General features: G+C 62.3%; 21 protein-coding genes. 13 read left to right on the top strand and 8 right to left on the bottom strand.

Annotation, left to right across the window (positions count from 1 at the left end):
- Positions 1–150 precede the first annotated feature (150 nt).
- Complete coding sequence (locus ACP7AL_RS07235; protein WP_006021757.1) at positions 151–849, top strand: class I SAM-dependent methyltransferase; 699 nt, start codon at positions 151–153, stop codon at positions 847–849.
- Positions 850–858: 9 nt separating this feature from the next.
- Here the strand turns inward: ACP7AL_RS07235 and ACP7AL_RS07230 are convergent, their stop codons facing one another.
- Both ACP7AL_RS07230 and ACP7AL_RS07225 read right to left on the bottom strand, forming a co-directional pair.
- Positions 859–1,299 carry a hypothetical protein gene (locus ACP7AL_RS07230; RefSeq protein WP_425990204.1) on the bottom strand — a complete coding sequence of 147 codons (441 nt, stop codon included), beginning with the start codon at positions 1,297–1,299 and terminating at the stop codon, positions 859–861.
- Positions 1,300–1,632: 333 nt separating this feature from the next.
- Entirely contained in the window at positions 1,633–1,899 is a 267-nt protein-coding gene (locus tag ACP7AL_RS07225; RefSeq protein ID WP_425990202.1) for a DUF2277 domain-containing protein, read from the bottom strand.
- Between the two features lie 277 nt (positions 1,900–2,176).
- On the opposite strand from ACP7AL_RS07225, the gene ACP7AL_RS07220 reads away from it, so the two are divergent.
- From ACP7AL_RS07220 to ACP7AL_RS07190, 7 genes are all read left to right on the top strand, one after another.
- Complete coding sequence (locus ACP7AL_RS07220; protein ID WP_024920396.1) at positions 2,177–2,431, top strand: helix-turn-helix domain-containing protein; 255 nt, start codon at positions 2,177–2,179, stop codon at positions 2,429–2,431.
- A 114-nt stretch (positions 2,432–2,545) separates the two neighbouring features.
- Positions 2,546–2,767 (top strand): hypothetical protein, encoded by a 222-nt coding sequence (locus ACP7AL_RS07215; RefSeq protein WP_081758519.1) that lies wholly within the window; start codon positions 2,546–2,548, stop codon positions 2,765–2,767.
- Between the two features lie 16 nt (positions 2,768–2,783).
- Entirely contained in the window at positions 2,784–3,734 is a 951-nt protein-coding gene (locus ACP7AL_RS07210; protein WP_425990200.1) for a hypothetical protein, read from the top strand.
- A gap of 30 nt (positions 3,735–3,764) precedes the next feature.
- Entirely contained in the window at positions 3,765–4,160 is a 396-nt protein-coding gene (locus ACP7AL_RS07205; RefSeq protein ID WP_425990198.1) for a hypothetical protein, read from the top strand.
- Between the two features lie 36 nt (positions 4,161–4,196).
- On the top strand, positions 4,197–4,889 hold the full coding sequence (locus ACP7AL_RS07200) for a YoaK family protein (protein WP_006021765.1): 693 nt from the start codon (positions 4,197–4,199) through the stop codon (positions 4,887–4,889).
- A 58-nt stretch (positions 4,890–4,947) separates the two neighbouring features.
- Positions 4,948–5,559 carry a hypothetical protein gene (locus ACP7AL_RS07195; RefSeq protein WP_425990196.1) on the top strand — a complete coding sequence of 204 codons (612 nt, stop codon included), beginning with the start codon at positions 4,948–4,950 and terminating at the stop codon, positions 5,557–5,559.
- Positions 5,560–5,683: 124 nt separating this feature from the next.
- Positions 5,684–6,037, top strand: a complete 354-nt coding sequence (locus ACP7AL_RS07190) for a hypothetical protein (RefSeq protein ID WP_425990194.1) — start codon at positions 5,684–5,686, stop codon at positions 6,035–6,037.
- Positions 6,038–6,184: 147 nt separating this feature from the next.
- On the opposite strand, the gene ACP7AL_RS07185 is transcribed toward ACP7AL_RS07190, so the two are convergent.
- The 3 genes from ACP7AL_RS07185 to ACP7AL_RS07175 form a co-directional block, all read right to left on the bottom strand.
- Positions 6,185–6,955, bottom strand: coding sequence for a DUF169 domain-containing protein (locus tag ACP7AL_RS07185; protein WP_006021768.1), 771 nt, complete (start codon positions 6,953–6,955; stop codon positions 6,185–6,187).
- Positions 6,956–7,087: 132 nt separating this feature from the next.
- Positions 7,088–7,594, bottom strand: coding sequence for a bacterioferritin (gene bfr, locus ACP7AL_RS07180; RefSeq protein WP_006021769.1), 507 nt, complete (start codon positions 7,592–7,594; stop codon positions 7,088–7,090).
- Positions 7,595–7,730: 136 nt separating this feature from the next.
- The gene (locus ACP7AL_RS07175) at positions 7,731–8,003 is read right to left on the bottom strand and encodes a (2Fe-2S)-binding protein (protein WP_425990191.1); all 273 of its coding nucleotides are present in this window, start codon (positions 8,001–8,003) and stop codon (positions 7,731–7,733) included.
- Positions 8,004–8,179: 176 nt separating this feature from the next.
- Between ACP7AL_RS07175 and ACP7AL_RS07170 the strand changes: the two genes are divergently transcribed.
- The 5 genes from ACP7AL_RS07170 (at position 8,180) to ACP7AL_RS07150 (ending at position 11,251) form a co-directional block, all read left to right on the top strand.
- On the top strand, positions 8,180–8,845 hold the full coding sequence (locus ACP7AL_RS07170; protein ID WP_425990189.1) for a pyridoxamine 5'-phosphate oxidase family protein: 666 nt from the start codon (positions 8,180–8,182) through the stop codon (positions 8,843–8,845).
- A 163-nt stretch (positions 8,846–9,008) separates the two neighbouring features.
- A complete protein-coding gene (locus tag ACP7AL_RS07165) occupies positions 9,009–9,503 on the top strand; it encodes a CinA family protein (RefSeq protein ID WP_425990187.1) in 495 nt (164 codons plus the stop codon).
- 276 nt (positions 9,504–9,779) lie between these two features.
- Entirely contained in the window at positions 9,780–10,175 is a 396-nt protein-coding gene (locus ACP7AL_RS07160; RefSeq protein WP_425990185.1) for a hypothetical protein, read from the top strand.
- Between the two features lie 200 nt (positions 10,176–10,375).
- Complete coding sequence (locus ACP7AL_RS07155) at positions 10,376–10,687, top strand: hypothetical protein (protein ID WP_006021774.1); 312 nt, start codon at positions 10,376–10,378, stop codon at positions 10,685–10,687.
- A gap of 273 nt (positions 10,688–10,960) precedes the next feature.
- Complete coding sequence (locus tag ACP7AL_RS07150; protein WP_006021775.1) at positions 10,961–11,251, top strand: hypothetical protein; 291 nt, start codon at positions 10,961–10,963, stop codon at positions 11,249–11,251.
- 166 nt (positions 11,252–11,417) lie between these two features.
- Here the strand turns inward: ACP7AL_RS07150 and ACP7AL_RS07145 are convergent, their stop codons facing one another.
- From ACP7AL_RS07145 to tam, 3 genes are all read right to left on the bottom strand, one after another.
- Positions 11,418–12,614 carry a lytic murein transglycosylase gene (locus ACP7AL_RS07145; protein ID WP_425991642.1) on the bottom strand — a complete coding sequence of 399 codons (1,197 nt, stop codon included), beginning with the start codon at positions 12,612–12,614 and terminating at the stop codon, positions 11,418–11,420.
- 150 nt (positions 12,615–12,764) lie between these two features.
- Positions 12,765–13,385, bottom strand: a complete 621-nt coding sequence (locus ACP7AL_RS07140) for a TIGR00645 family protein (protein WP_006021777.1) — start codon at positions 13,383–13,385, stop codon at positions 12,765–12,767.
- 139 nt (positions 13,386–13,524) lie between these two features.
- Positions 13,525–14,295 carry a trans-aconitate 2-methyltransferase gene (tam, locus tag ACP7AL_RS07135; RefSeq protein ID WP_425990182.1) on the bottom strand — a complete coding sequence of 257 codons (771 nt, stop codon included), beginning with the start codon at positions 14,293–14,295 and terminating at the stop codon, positions 13,525–13,527.
- Between the last annotated feature and the right edge of the window lie 7 nt (positions 14,296–14,302).

Raw genomic sequence — 14,302 nt, 5'->3', positions numbered from 1 at the left:
CCACGGCGCAGATTCGTAAAACGCCAATGGCGCAAGCGGAACCCTGAAGCAGCAGAATCGATCAACAGATTCGGCGCTGCGGTGCATATCGCCGCGCCGATTTCTGTTGTTTAATCGATTCGGGCGTCACAATGACCGGCGGAGGTTCCTGTGAATCGAGTTGAATGGGATCTGCACGCGGCCAAATTCGAGTCGCTGGTGTGCGACATCGTGACGGACGAGACGAGCGGGCAGATGCCGCGCTTCGTTGCTGCGGCCTGCCGCTCGCGGAAAAATCTTGAGCTGGTCGATCTCGGTTGCGGAGTCGGCAGCTTCGTCAAGAAATTCGGACACCGCTTCGAGCGGATCACCGGAATCGATTTCGCGCCGCGCATTGTCGCGCGTGCAAGGAAGCGGTGCGCGGACCTTCCGAACGCGAAATGGCTCGCGATGGATGTCACCCAGTCCGCCAAAGTCCTCGGCACCGTCGCCGACCTGACGGTCTGCCTGAACGTCATCACCTCGCCGCGTCAGGCCAAGCGCGATGCGCTGTGGTCGACCATGGCCGATGTCACCAAGCCGAAAGGCTTTGCGCTGGTGGTGGTGCCGTCGATGGAGTCGCAACTGATGGTCAACAAGCTCGGCGCGTCGGCGGACAGGATCAAGGCGGGCGGCCTCGTTCACCGTGACGGCGTCTGGCAGAAATTCTACGAGCGCGACGAATTGATCTCCACCGTTTCCGGGACCGGCTTCGAGGTCACACGGATCGCCAAGGTGTATTATCCCTGGTCGGTGGACGGCCTGCGCAAACCCCGGCTGTCCCGGCAATTGCCGTGGGACTGGGGCTTCCTGGCGCAGCGCGCGGCGTGACGCGCGGCATCACCCGCCGCGCGGACATTCCCTGTAGCCGAACTCGTCGATGATCCGTGCGCCCGAGATCGTGCTGAACTCCAGCTTTTCCAAATAGCCGTTCGCGACGACGTACTGCCGCAGCTTTCCGTTGTAGGCGTTCAGCATCCGCTGGGTCGAACCGGCGTTGATGACATGCCTGTTGGGCCCGCGGCCATGACCGGCGTGAAACAGCAGCCGCGCACTGCGCTCGACGCAGACATTGCGCACCCCGAGAAACAGCGTGCAGTTCGACTGGCAGTGACCGCGGATGCGAAACAGTTCGCCGCTGGCGTTGGCCTGATCGATGGCCGGCTGGAATTTCTCGATCCAGCCGCCCATGGCGAAGCGGTCCGAGGTGTCGGCCTGCGCGACAGACGCCGCGCAGCCCAGCGAGAGTATGAACAGCAGCGGTGCGACGACACGTTTCATCAAATGCCTCCGGTCCCCGATGGCGGTGCGTAACGTTAACTTCCTATCATCCGGCGGCAAGACCATTGCGAACGACAACGGCGAGGCATAGTTTTATTTCAGACATTGAACGCGCGGCGTTGAGTCGGCGTCCAACTGCCATACAGTCAACCGGAAGGGATTATGACAATGTTGGCGGAAATTTTTTTGTTGAAACTTGAAGCCCTGCTGCGAGTCGCGGCAATCGACCGCCGCGCCAGCGATCCAAGGTTCGTGCCGATCGCAATGCCGCGCTCCTGAAGCACTTCGCAACGCAAAAGAAAACGGGCCGGCTCTCGCTGGCCCGTTTTGCGTTTAGCCGAACCGCGCCCGGCTCCGCTCTCTCGCCTTCTCCGCTTCGACCTCACGGTCGCGCGCCGGCGCGTGGGTGTGCAGAGAGGTCAGCAGTTTGCGCGCGCTGCCGGAGACTTCGGCGACAGCGCGGTTGAACGCTTCTTCATTCGCCTTCGACGGTGCGTTGAAGCCGGAGAGCTTGCGCACGAACTGCAAGGCCGACGCGTGAATTTCGTCTTCGGTGGCGGGCGGCTCGAAGTTGAACAGCGTTTTGATGTTGCGGCACATGAGTCTTCTTCCCTTCACGCCCGGCGCGGGCCTGCATCTCACTTAATTCCCGGCGGTGAGACGCGCAAATTTTAGGCGTGTGTTCGCAGCCGGCCCGATTTCTCCTGCGATCCCGGGCGGTTCCATCGGGTTCCGATTCACGAGTTCCATGAACGGGTTATCCCGGAAATTAAGGTCCTGTTAACCCTATCGGCCCACCCTCAACCCGGGCTGAGATCGGAGAACCTTGGATATAGTCTGCGTCCCTGACAGGTGCAGCAGTGGTCAGGAGGTCTCGATGACCCAGGAAATGCACGTACGCGCATCGCAATTATTGCCTGATGCGCCGGCCGTGGCACCGGGCCAGGTGGTCCCGCTGCTCATCGGCGCCACAGTCCAGGAAATCGAACGCGAACTCGTCCTGCAAACGCTTGCCCGCTGTGACGGCAATCGCACCCATGCGGCTCGGGTTCTCGGCGTCTCGGTGCGCACACTGCGCAACAAGATCCGGCAGTATTCGGCCGACGGCGCTGAGGTCCCTGCACATCATTAGCGATGATGCTGGTCCAGGATTATGCCAGACGAAAAACCGGAGTTCGCCAGCACCGGTTTACCGTTTGATGGGCGAGAACGATCGGGTTACGGTTCCCTCACCAGGACCCTGATTATGACCCGACCGCTCGTCAAAACCCTTGCCGCCTGTGCGGCCATCGCCATGGCTTACGCCTCGTCGGCACATGCCGCGGGCACGCCGGAGCAGCGCCGTGCCTGCCGCAAGGACGCGATGAAATACTGCCGGGAGTTCGTCCCGGACGTGAAGCGCATCACCGCCTGCATGCAGAAGAACGTCAGAAGGCTCAGTCCGCTCTGCCAGACGCAGTTCAGGTAGGAACGCGGCAGACCCCATGCACATTCCCGCGACGCTGGATCAGGCCCGCAGCACCCTCGCCGTGATGCTCGGCATTGCCGCAACCGAGGGAATGCCGACCGAAATCGACCACGAGACCATCGCCGCAGCGACGCGTTATATTTTTCATCTCGAGCCGCAGTTCGGCCTCGCGGGGCTGACACCGCTCAGTCCCTACCGGCAGGCCGAACTTGCCGAAGATCCCGCTCTTGCCGCGCAGGCCGTGAGTTTCGCAGCGGTCATGGCGCTCGTCGAGGGTACGATCAACCCCGCGAAGCTCAGCGGGGTCGTGAAGCTTGCGGACTCGCTCGGCGTCAAGGACGAGTTTGTCCATGATCTGGCGCGGATCGCGCTGGGCGATCTGAAAGACGCCAAGGCCCACATGCTCCTCGCCAATCTCGAAAGCGTGACCGGCCGTACATGGACTGCCGACGAGATGGGTCCGTGGCTGCAGCCTTACGGCGCGGAGCCCGATCCCGCACTGGCGAGGCGTTTTCATGCGCTGGCGCGATTGCCGGACAACACGTTCGGCCATGCGTTTGCAACGTTCTATCAGGCCAACGGTTACGCCTATCCCGGCGAGCCGACCGCGCTGAATTTCGAATTCGCCGTGCCGCACGATTCCACCCACGTGCTCGCCGGTTACGATACCTCGCCGCGCGGCGAACTGATGACATCGACGCTGACCGCGACCATGCATCGCGTCAACGCCATGTCGGGTCACGTGCTGCCGGTGATGCTGAGCTGGCATCTCGGCATTCCGCTCAACGATGTCGCCGGCGCTGCGACAGGCGCCTTCGAGCCGCAGGAATTCTTTTACGCCTGGGCGCGCGGTGAAGACACCACCGCCGACCTGTTCGCTCCGGCGTGGGATTTCTGGTCGGCGGCGATCCAGCCGATCGACGCCGTGCGCGAAGAAGTCGGGCTGTTCGCAGATGATGAAACCTAGACCGGCGCACGCCTAACCGGGACACACGGGATGACTTTTAAGGTCCGACTGAAGTCACTGGATGGCGCGACCAACGAAAGGACATTCGAGGATCGCGCCGACGCCTTTCATTGGGCGAAGGAAGGCCGCCCCTTTATCGGCGATGAAGCCGTAAGTTATCAAATTTACTCTTCGGGCAAGCTCATTGCCGTCAAGAGACGGGACACAGCCGACAAGGCGGAACACCGGGTGCGCATGGCTTCTGCATTTCTCGGCGCTTCTTTAACAATGATCATTCTCTACGCTATCTTGATCTCGGAATTCGAGTTCTGGGGCCTGATCCTTGGATGGATTCCCGCAGGCGCCGCGGCCGCCCTGACCGGCTACACGTTCTATCATTCGTCGATCCTGCTGCGGATTCTGCGCGTGATCCGGCACATACCATGATCTGGTGACTTCAACTCCGAGCACGAGCATCCGCATATGAAACAGATCACCCGATCCAACGTCGTCGCGGCGCTGCTGTCGTTCAACGGCGGCTTCGTCGACACCGCCGGCTTCCTCGGTCTCGCCGGGCTGTTCACCGCGCATGTCACCGGAAATTTCGTCACGCTGGGCGCGGCGCTGGTGCATGGCAGCCACGGCATCGTCGGCAAGATCCTGGCACTGCCCGAATTCGTCGCGGTGATCGCGCTCGCCCGGCTCGCCGGCATTGCGCTGCGCGCGCATAGTCTGCCGGCGATGCAGATCCTGCTCGGGGTTAAAGTCGCATGTCTGCTGGCGTTCTTTCTTCTCGCCGTGCAGTACGGCCCGTTTCCCGACGCCAACACACCGATGGCGCTGCTGACCGGATTTGCCGGCGTCGCCGCGATGGCTATGCAGAACGCCGTGCAGCGCGTGCACATGGCCAGCCTGCCGCCGTCCACCATGATGACCGGATCGACCGTTCAGGTCACGCTTGACGCCGTCGATCTCCTCACCGGCACCAAACCCGAGGAGCGTGTGGCGGTGAAAACCCGTTTCAGCCGCCTTGCGCTTGCGATCTGCTTCTTCGCGTCCGGCTGCGCAGTCGCTGCGGTGATGTATGTCTATGTCGGCTTCTGGTGTCTGGCGCTCTCGGTCGCCGTCGGTTTCGCCGCCGCGATAATCCGGGTCGAGGAAACACGCCCGGCATAAACCCGCTTGCGCCCTACCCGCTCCGGTTGCAGGATAAGGACGGGCTGGGGATTGCGTTGTGCGTCGTGTCGCGTTCGCCGTGATGGCCGTCTTGCTGGGCGCAGGCTTGAGCGCGGGCCTTGGCGCGTGCGCCATGCGCGATCCCTATGTGGCCACCCCGGCAACCACAACGTCCGGCAACTGGAAGATCGAGAAGCAGACCGATCGCATCACCGGCGTTCCGGTGCCGAGCGCGATGCTGATTGTCGACAACGCCTCCAACAGTTTCGCCGATTACGCCAAGATGGCTTCGATGCAGCTCACCTGCTTCGATGGCAAGCCGATGGTGCGCTTCGCCTTCGAGTTCAAGGTCGGCACCGACCCGAACTCGACGCTCGGCTATCGCTTCGACGACAAGCCCGGCCACGACAATATCGCCGCGCGCTTTCTTCAGGAATACCGGACCGTCGTGATCGAGGACCGGGCGGCGGTGACGACATTCGTCAACGAACTTGCGACCTCAAACACGCTCGTGATCCGGATTCGCTCGCTCGCCGCCGGACGCACCACCGCCGAATTCAAGCTCGACGGCGCGCCCGCCGCGCTTGAAGCCGCGTTTGCCGGCTGCCCGCTGACGCCTCCCGCGCCGCCGCCAGAGACGAAAAAGAAGAAGCGCGCCGCGAAGGCGTAACCGATGCTGCGATGCATCGTGCCTCAACTATGCGCGGGAAGAACACGGTGCCTCGCGCGGGTGTGTCTGGACGCCTTCAGATGGCCGTCCGAAACTCTTGACGATTCTGATCGCGGAGGATCGCATGAGGTGGCCGCTTCGCCTTGCCCTGATGATTCCGCTGACGCTGTCTGCTGCTGCGGCCCTCGCGGTCGATCGCGGGCAATTCGGCGATGTCCCCGAACACATCCGCAAATGGTTCAAGGATGCGCGCAGTCCGGCCGGCGTGCCGTGCTGCGACGTGTCGGATGGCCATCGCACCGACTACGATGTCCGCGAGGGCAGCTACTGGGTGCCGATCGAGGGGTCGTGGTGGCTGGTGCCGGAGAAGGCGATCATCCGCACCGGCGGCAATCCCACCGGCGGCGCCGTGGTGTGGTATGTCACGATCCGCGGCAACATCGAGATCACATGTTTCGTGCCGGCGGACGGATCGTGAGGAACGCAGGCGTCTCCCGATCGTCATTGCGAGCGGAGCGAAGCAATCCATAGCTACAGGAAAGAGCTGGATTGCTTCGTCGCCAAAGCGCGTCCAAGACGCGCTCATGGCTCCTCGCAATGACGAGTGTTGGTCTTCAGATACGCCCTACGCCCTGCCCGGATAACTCACCGCCATGCCGGCGCGCACGTCCTGCTGCACGCCATACTGTGCGAACGGATAACGGAATCCGTTCTTCGACAGCGCCTTCATGCCGGCGATGGCGCTGACGAGATATTCCGGCGGTGTCGCCATCAGCATTTCCTCGTCGAGCACGCCGCCGTAGCGGCGCTCGGCGAAACATGGAATCGACAGGCTCGGCAATCGCGTGGTCAGCGCCCGGCCCCATGAGTCCGCGCAGGCGGATTCACCGACCACGCTCCAGTCGAACCGCTTGTAGCCCGACCACTGCAATCCGTTGATGAAATAGATCATCGCACCGGGCGTCGCGTAGAACAGCGCGATGTCCGGCGGATCGAGCTTGCCGGACGACAGCGGACCGACCGCGAGCGCATCGTATTGTCCGTCCGGCACGCAGTGCATCGCTTCCTGATGCGCCTGCGCATCCTGCTGCGTCGAGAACCACACGCCGGTCATGTGCTGACCGGATTGCCACGCCTCGGTCTTGGCGCCGCCGAGGCCGACCACGGCGCGGCACTGCGCGCCGACGAGATCATCGCTGGTGATGCCGACCGTCCAGCCGATCCGCGCCGCCTGCGCCACGATCTGATCCAGCGTATGCACCGATTGCGGCCGGCGGATCTTCGGGATCGCTTCCATGTCCTCGCGCCGCGCGAACATCTTCATGCCGAACGGGATCGAGCGAAGCTTCAGCAGCGTGTTGAGATCATCGACGATCGCGGGCCAGTCGTAGGTCATCGCGTTTCTCCCAAATGTTTTTGTTGCCGGCGAGGCTAGAGCATTTTCGGCGGAAGTAAGAGCCAAAAGAAAACCCGGAGCCGCGCAAGCGGTCCGGGCCTTTGTCTTCAGTTGGATTGATGGCAGGAGCGATCAGTGCCCCTCGCCTTCGGGCGGATTGTCGTCGCCGATATCGCCGACATGCTTCTGTTCGTAAAGCTGGATTCCGATGCGCTCGACGAGATCAAGCTGGGTTTCGAGGAAGTCGATGTGATGCTCCTCGTCCTTCATGATGCTCTCGAACAGGTCGCGCGAGACGTAGTCCTTGATGCTGTGGCAGTAGGTCGCCGCCTCCTGATAGAGCGTGCGCGCGCCGACTTCCGCGGCGAGATCGCATTCCAGGATTTCCTTGACGTTCTGGCCGATCCTCAAGGGATCCAGCACCTGCATGTTGGGGAAGCCATCGAGAAACAGGATGCGGTCGGTGAAGCGGTCGGCGTGGTGCATCTCCTCGATGGACTCCTTGCGCCAATGCTTGGCCATGCTCTTCAGGCCCCAATGATTGAGCAGCCGGAAATGCAGCCAGTACTGATTGATCGCCGTCAGTTCGCTGCGCAGTCCCTTGTTGAGATAATCGATGACCTTCGGGTCGCCCTTCATGTTGCACTCCCTTGCGGAACCGTCGCTTGACGGTCCCAATTCAATTTAGAAGCGTTCTAAATGAGATTACGGGCAAGTACAACCCCGGGGCTGAGGGACCGGGATAGGCTGGGGAAATTTGAATGTCTGAAGGTGTTTAGCAGGCGGCCTGGGCCAGAAGGACGACCGGCTGCTGGTCTTCGTTCGCGGCTTCGTGATGGCTGTGGGGGCATCCCGAGCAGCAAGCCTTGGCGCAGGCGCCCAGCGCTTCGTCCATGATTTTCTTGATGGTTCGGGCGCAACGGCCGCATTCGGCGCTGCAGCCCAAGCAGCCGTAGACCTGCCCGGCCGTGCGCGGGAAATCCTTAGCTTGGGTCACAACGTTACGCACGTCGTGGTCAGTCAGGACGTTGCAGGAACAAACAATCATGGATGTCTGGAGAACCTGTAAGGACTGTTGACCAACAGGTATTAAACCGCAGCCCCCGATGCAAAAGGAAAACAGCCAGTTTTAAGCTATTCCAAACTGGCTAAGCCGCTGCAATCCAATCTAGAATCGATCTAAACGGAACCTGCCTGCAAGGCGCGCTGTGGCGCAGCCTCCAAATGCGGGGCGCTGCAGATTGGGTTAAACTTCCGCATCGCAAGAAGCAGGAGCACGACGGCGTGACGCATATCGGACCTGACGACCTCGGCGCCATCTACGCGCCGCCCACCGACCGCGTGATCGCGAAACAGCTTCCGCGCATCGACCGCCATGCCGCCAATTTCATCGGCCTCTCGCCGTTCTGCGTGCTGGCGACGGCGGGTCCCGACGGCACCGTCGATGCCTCCCCGCGCGGCGGCAATCCCGGCTTCGTCCGCATTGAAAACGAGACGCGCCTCCTGATGCCGGACCGCCCCGGCAACAACCGCATCGACAGCTTCCGCAATGTGCTGTCGGGCAGCGGCTACGTGCAACTGATCTTCTTCGTGCCGGGCCTCGATGAAACCCTGCGCGTGGGCGGCAATGCAAAGCTCTCGGCCGACGCCGACGTGCTGGCCACCATGATCGAATTCGGAAAGCTGCCGCGCGCCGTGCTCGATATCGCCGTGCGCGAAGTCTATTTCCACTGCGGCAAGGCGCTGATGCGCTCGAAGCTGTGGTCGCCGGAGGCGCGCGTGGCGCGCTCGGCTCAGCCGAGCATCTCTGAGGTCATCCACGAGCAGACCGGCCAGGGCACGCCGGAAAGTCAGGACGCTGTCGAAGCGCGTTACAAGACGCAGCTCTGATCTGCGCCGATACAAGTATCCGCTCATTCCCGCGGAAGCCGGAATCCAGTACTCAATCTCTGGGTCCCCGGTTTCGCGGGGACGAGCAGAGAGACAGACATCATCTTGCATCAGGACTCTCCTCTCGTACCGCTTACGTCGCCCTCATACTGAAAGTCCCGCTATGGAAAAGCTGCTGCCGCTCGCGGAAAAAATCGCCGCGTCCCTGATCGCGCGAAAAGAAACCATCGCCGTCGCGGAGTCCTCCACCGGCGGATTGATCTCGGCGGCGCTGCTCTCCGTACCCGGCGCATCGGCCTACTACCGCGGCGGCGGCGTGATCTACACGCCGCGTGCGCGTGCGGCGCTGGTGAACATCACGAAGGAAGAAATGGAAGCCATCGGCATGCGCGGGGCGACCGAGCCTTATGCCACCCTGCTCGCGAACCGCGCGCGCGAACTTCTCAACACCACGTGGGGCCTGAGCGAGACCGGCGCGACCGGCCCAAGCGGCAACCGTTACGGCGACGCCGCGGGGCATTCATGCATGGCGGTTGCGGGACCGCTCGCGCGCGCCATTACGCTTGAGACCGGCGACAGCAATCGCATCGCCAACATGCGCGCCTTCGCGCTTCGCTCGCTCGAACTGTTCGCCGAAACGATGGATTCCGCGCGCTGATTAAACTGCCGCGAATCGCAATCATTGCGAATATCCAGCATTTATCGGCAGATTCCGTCGTTCATGTTCCTGAATTAACCAAGGAACCCGCTTCACCTTTCGTGAGCGAATGTTACGGCTGCAAATATAGCATTGTTTTTTGGGAACAAATCCGGCCCCTAAACCTTAATGGTGCATCAACCCGGATTTTCTGGGTTTGTTAACTCAACCCATCGCATTTTGGTCACATATGGCACGTACCTCGCCACCATCATTCCCCACACACAAGTGAGACAAATGCGAAGATTGCTAATCGCGATTGCGTCTGTTGTTGCCACGCTGGCAATTGCCGTCACTGCACCCGCCTCCGCTCAGGACTTCACTGCGTCCGTCGGTGCCGAAACCGCCGCGCCTCAAAAGAAGATTTCGATGTTCCAGTCGGCGATGAGCGAAGTCGCCATCATGCGCTATCGCGCCGCGCTGAAACTGAAGGCCGAACAGGCAAGATACTGGCCCGCAGTCGCCAGCGCACTGCGTGCGCTCGCCCGCGAACCGCAGGTTAACGAAGCCGCCGTCCGCCGCTTCGCTCCGGCAGCCTCGGCGCTGTTCGCCACCCTCGATGAAGACCAGAAGCGCACGGCGATGGGCCTCGTGCAGAAGGCTGGTCTCCAACAGTACGCTTCGCTGTTCTGATCATCGGCCACGCGGATCATCCGCGCGGCTTTCGAAAATTCCAGCGGCGCTTCGCATTCGCGAGGCGCCGTTTTTCTTATGCCCGCGCCTGATGATGGCTGAAATCCGGCCCCTCCATTCAGATCCCGTTCAACGCAACTGTGAAACCTTCACCGCCGGGACCCGTTATCTAACGGTCACAACGATGAAAGGTGAAAGCCATGCAGAAGATCGGCGCTAGAAAGATCGTCTTGGCAGTTGCCGCTGCCGCCACTGTCGCAGTCACCGCCCTCGCAGCCCCGGCACCCGCCGAAGCGCGCGGCGGGCGCATCGCGGCCGGCGTGGGCCTCGGCATCCTCGGCGGCGCCATCGCAGGCGCGGCGATCGCAAACAGCGGCGGTTACTATGGCCCGGGCTACGGCTATTACGGCGCCGGCCCCGTCTATTACGGTGGCGCGCCCTGCTACTGGCAGCGTGAGCGCTTCTGGGACGGTTACGGCTGGCGCGTCCGCCGCGTGCAGGTTTGTAACTGACGCAACCGTTCATCGGGCGGCCATTTTTTGGCCGTCCGGGCTTGGAAGAAAGGTACACTCCGGACGGCAAAAGCCGCTCCGGGGCGTTTTTTGTAAGGGTCCGGGGGCCAGAATCCGCTATATTGGCGCCGGGACAATGCTGAATCGCCGGTGGGGGATGACGCCGGTACTTTCTAACGGGGGCCAAATCGGGCTATCTTGAGTTCCGTCATTGGCTTCTTGCAGACCAATCGCCTTGCGCCGGGCTGTGGCGTGATCTGAGGAGAGATAAACATGAAGAAGGTTCTTTCAGCGTTCCTCGCGGTCGCGACGATCGCTGGTTCGCTTGCAACCGCGATGCCTGCCGCTCAGGCGCGTGATGGTGGCGCTGTTGCCGCTGGCGTTGGCCTTGGCATTCTCGGCGGCGCGATCGCCGGCGCCGCGATCGCCAACAGCCGTCCGGCTTACGGCTATGGCTACGCTCCGGGCCCCGTGTACGTTGAAGAACCCGCCTGCCGCCTCGTGCGCGAGCGTTTCTGGGACGGTTACGGCTGGCGCGTTCGCCGCGTTCAGGTTTGCGATTGATCTGAATTTCTCACGATTGCGTCGTGAGACATGCGTTTCAAAACCCGGCCTTGCGGCCGGGTTTTTTGTTTTTAAAGAAGCTCCGTCATTGCGAGGAGCGCAGCGACGAAGCAATCCAGCTTGTCTTCTTAAGAGTGGATTGCTTCGCTTCGCTCGCAATGACGAGTTATCGTCCCGCGCTCATGGCGCGCAGCACGTCCGCACTTGGCCAGCAATCGACCTTCAGCCCGGCCTGCTTCTGATAGGCGCCGAGCGCCGCGCGGGTCTGCATCCCGGCCTTGCCGTCGAGTTTGGACGAGTAGAGGCCGATCCGCGTCAGATGCTTCTGCATCGCCTCGACATCGGCGCTGCGCAGTTGCGTGGACGCCGACCACGGCGTCGCGAACGGCTGGCCGCCCGCCATGCGGTCGGCGAGATGGCCGACGAACAGCACATAGAGATCGGAGAAATTGTATTCCTTGATGACGAAGTAATTCTTCGTCGTCAGAAACGCCGGGCCGTAGATTCCCTCCGGCTGCAACAGCGATGCCTCCTGCGCCTGCTCGGCGGCGGACAAACGCAGGCCGCGCACCGGCACGAAGCCCAGACGCAGCCATTCGGAGATCGGCCGGGTCACTTCCGGCACGCCCTGCGAGCAATCGGCGTTGGCCGGCGCGCGAACCTCATAAGCCCAGCGCAGGCCCGGCTCCCAGCCCTTGTTCTTCAACTGCTGCGCGGCAGAGGCAAGCGCATCCGGCACCGATGTCCAGATATTGATATGGCCGTCGCCGTCGAAATCGACGCCGTGCTTGGACAACTCGGACGGCAGAAACTGCGTCAGCCCCGTCGCGCCGCCCCATGAGGTGCGCAGATCCTTGCGCGTGACATCGCCGTTCTGGATCAGCTTCAGCGCCTCGATGAATTCGCCGCGATACTGGTCCTTGCGCCGCCCGACATAGGCCTGTGTCGCCAGCACCCGCAGGCCGTCATACGGCAGCGCGTAACGGCCGTAGTCGGTCTCGCGGCCCCAGATCGCCAGGATGATCGTGCCGGGGACGCCGAAGCGCTGCTCGATGGCCTTCAGCGTCGCGGCATGCTGCTGCATCAGGGTGCGGCCGTGGGCGGCAAGCCGCGCGATGCTGGCCTCCTTCAGATAATCCGCCGGCACCTGCACGAATTCGGCCTGTGACGGCGCGCCGGTCGATGGACGTCCGGGCAGCAGCAGATCCGGCAATTTATAATCCGGCTCCAGCCCGCGCGTCTCGCGCTCGAACACCGCGCGCGAGACACCGGCTTTCTGCGCCTCGGGCCAGAGCGAGGCGACGAAGTTCGTGAAGCCGGCGTCGGCGGCGCGTGAAGACTGCGGAATCAGAAACAACGTCATTGCGAGGAGCGCAGCGACGAAGCAATCCAGTCTTTTATCGATCATCGCTGCGGGTCCGACATGGGATTGCTTCGCTTCGCTCGCAATGACGGAACAAGGAGAAATCCATGTTCATCCTTCGCCCGCAATGACGGCTTTCGCGTGGCTGCGTCAGTGCCCGTGATGTCCCTTCGTGCCGCCATGCCCGCCCTCGCCGTTCGGCGCCAGCACCGGCCCGTTTGAAATCCGGTCGACATAGGCGATGCCGATGGCGGAGAGAATGAACATGCCGTGGATGATGGTCTGCCACATCACGCCCGCTTCGGTATAGTTGGTGGTGCGGCCCGCCCCGCCGAGGTTGCCCGCTTCGATGAAGGTACGCAGCAGGTGGATCGAGGAAATGCCGATGATCGCCATAGCGAGCTTGATCTTCAGCACACTGGCGTTGACATGGCTCAGCCATTCCGGCTCGTCGGGATGGCCCTTGAGATGCAGCCGCGACACGAATGTCTCGTAGCCGCCGACGATCACCATCACCAGAAGATTGGAGATCATCACCACGTCGATCAGACCGAGGACCACCAGCATGATCTGCTGCTCGGAGAAGTCGAACGAATGGGTGATGAGGTGCAGGAGCTCTTTCAGAAAGAGAATGACATAAACGCCCTGGGCCACAATCAGACCGACATAGAGCGGCAATTGCAGCCAGCGCGATCCGAAGATCAGCATCGGAATCGGACGCAGCGAGGTATCGCCTCGTGGTGGCAAAGGGGTATCGGGCGTAAGGGACATGTGTGCTCCGGCTGGCCGTTTTCAGACGGTACTCAGCTAAGGAACATGTCAGATTCTGTCGAGGCGCGCTCTAGCGGCTTTTCACCGCAGCGGATTTTCCCGTTCGACATCATCACGTCAGATTTGTCAGGCTGCGGCGCTACTTGACGATCACGATGAAAATCCGCGGGAACCGCAGCAGCACCTTGCCGTCGGATTGAGGCAGATAGCTCGCGGCGATACGCGCGGTATAGGCCTCCAGGAATTCCCGGCGCTCGGGCATTTCGAGCGGATCGAGGAACGGCCGCAGTCCCGTGCCCTTGACCCATTCGACGATGGCGGGAGCATCCTCGAGCACGTGATTGTAGATGGTGTGCCAGATGTCGATCCGCCGGCACAGCGGCCGCAGCGCGTCGTAATAAACGCCGGGCTTCGGCAACTCGCCCCTCGCCTCCAGCGCGTGCGCGAGCTGGGTGTGAAACTGCGGCAGGCGCGCCACCTCGCGCATCAGCACATGCGACGGCTCATCCATGTTGTCCGGCATCTGAACGGCCATCGCTCCGCCGTCCGGCAGCGCCATGGCCAGACGCATCAACTGCTTGAGATGGTTCGGGACCCACTGGAAGATCGCGTTGGCGAACAGCACGTCGGTGCCGGACGGCGGCGCCCAGTGCGAAATATTGGCCTCGATGAAGGTGTGCTGCGGCAGCCGCTCGCGGGCCTGGCGCAGCATGTCCGCGGAAGTATCGATGCCGGTGATCTTGGCCTGCGGCCAGCGCCTGGCAAGAAGCTCGGTGGAATTGCCGGGCCCGCAGCCGATGTCCACAACGCCCCGCGCGTCCTGAACCGGAATCTGCGCCAGCAGGTCGCGGGCCGCCCGCGTCCGCTCGTCCTCGAATTTGAGGTATTGCTGCGCATCCCAGTCGGCCATCGTGACG

This window comes from Afipia sp. DC4300-2b1 (genome assembly GCF_049895725.1).
In the GTDB taxonomy this organism is placed as follows: domain Bacteria; phylum Pseudomonadota; class Alphaproteobacteria; order Rhizobiales; family Xanthobacteraceae; genus Afipia; species Afipia broomeae.
Note: the sequence above shows the minus strand (reverse complement) of the source record. Positions and strands in the feature narration are given on the sequence as shown.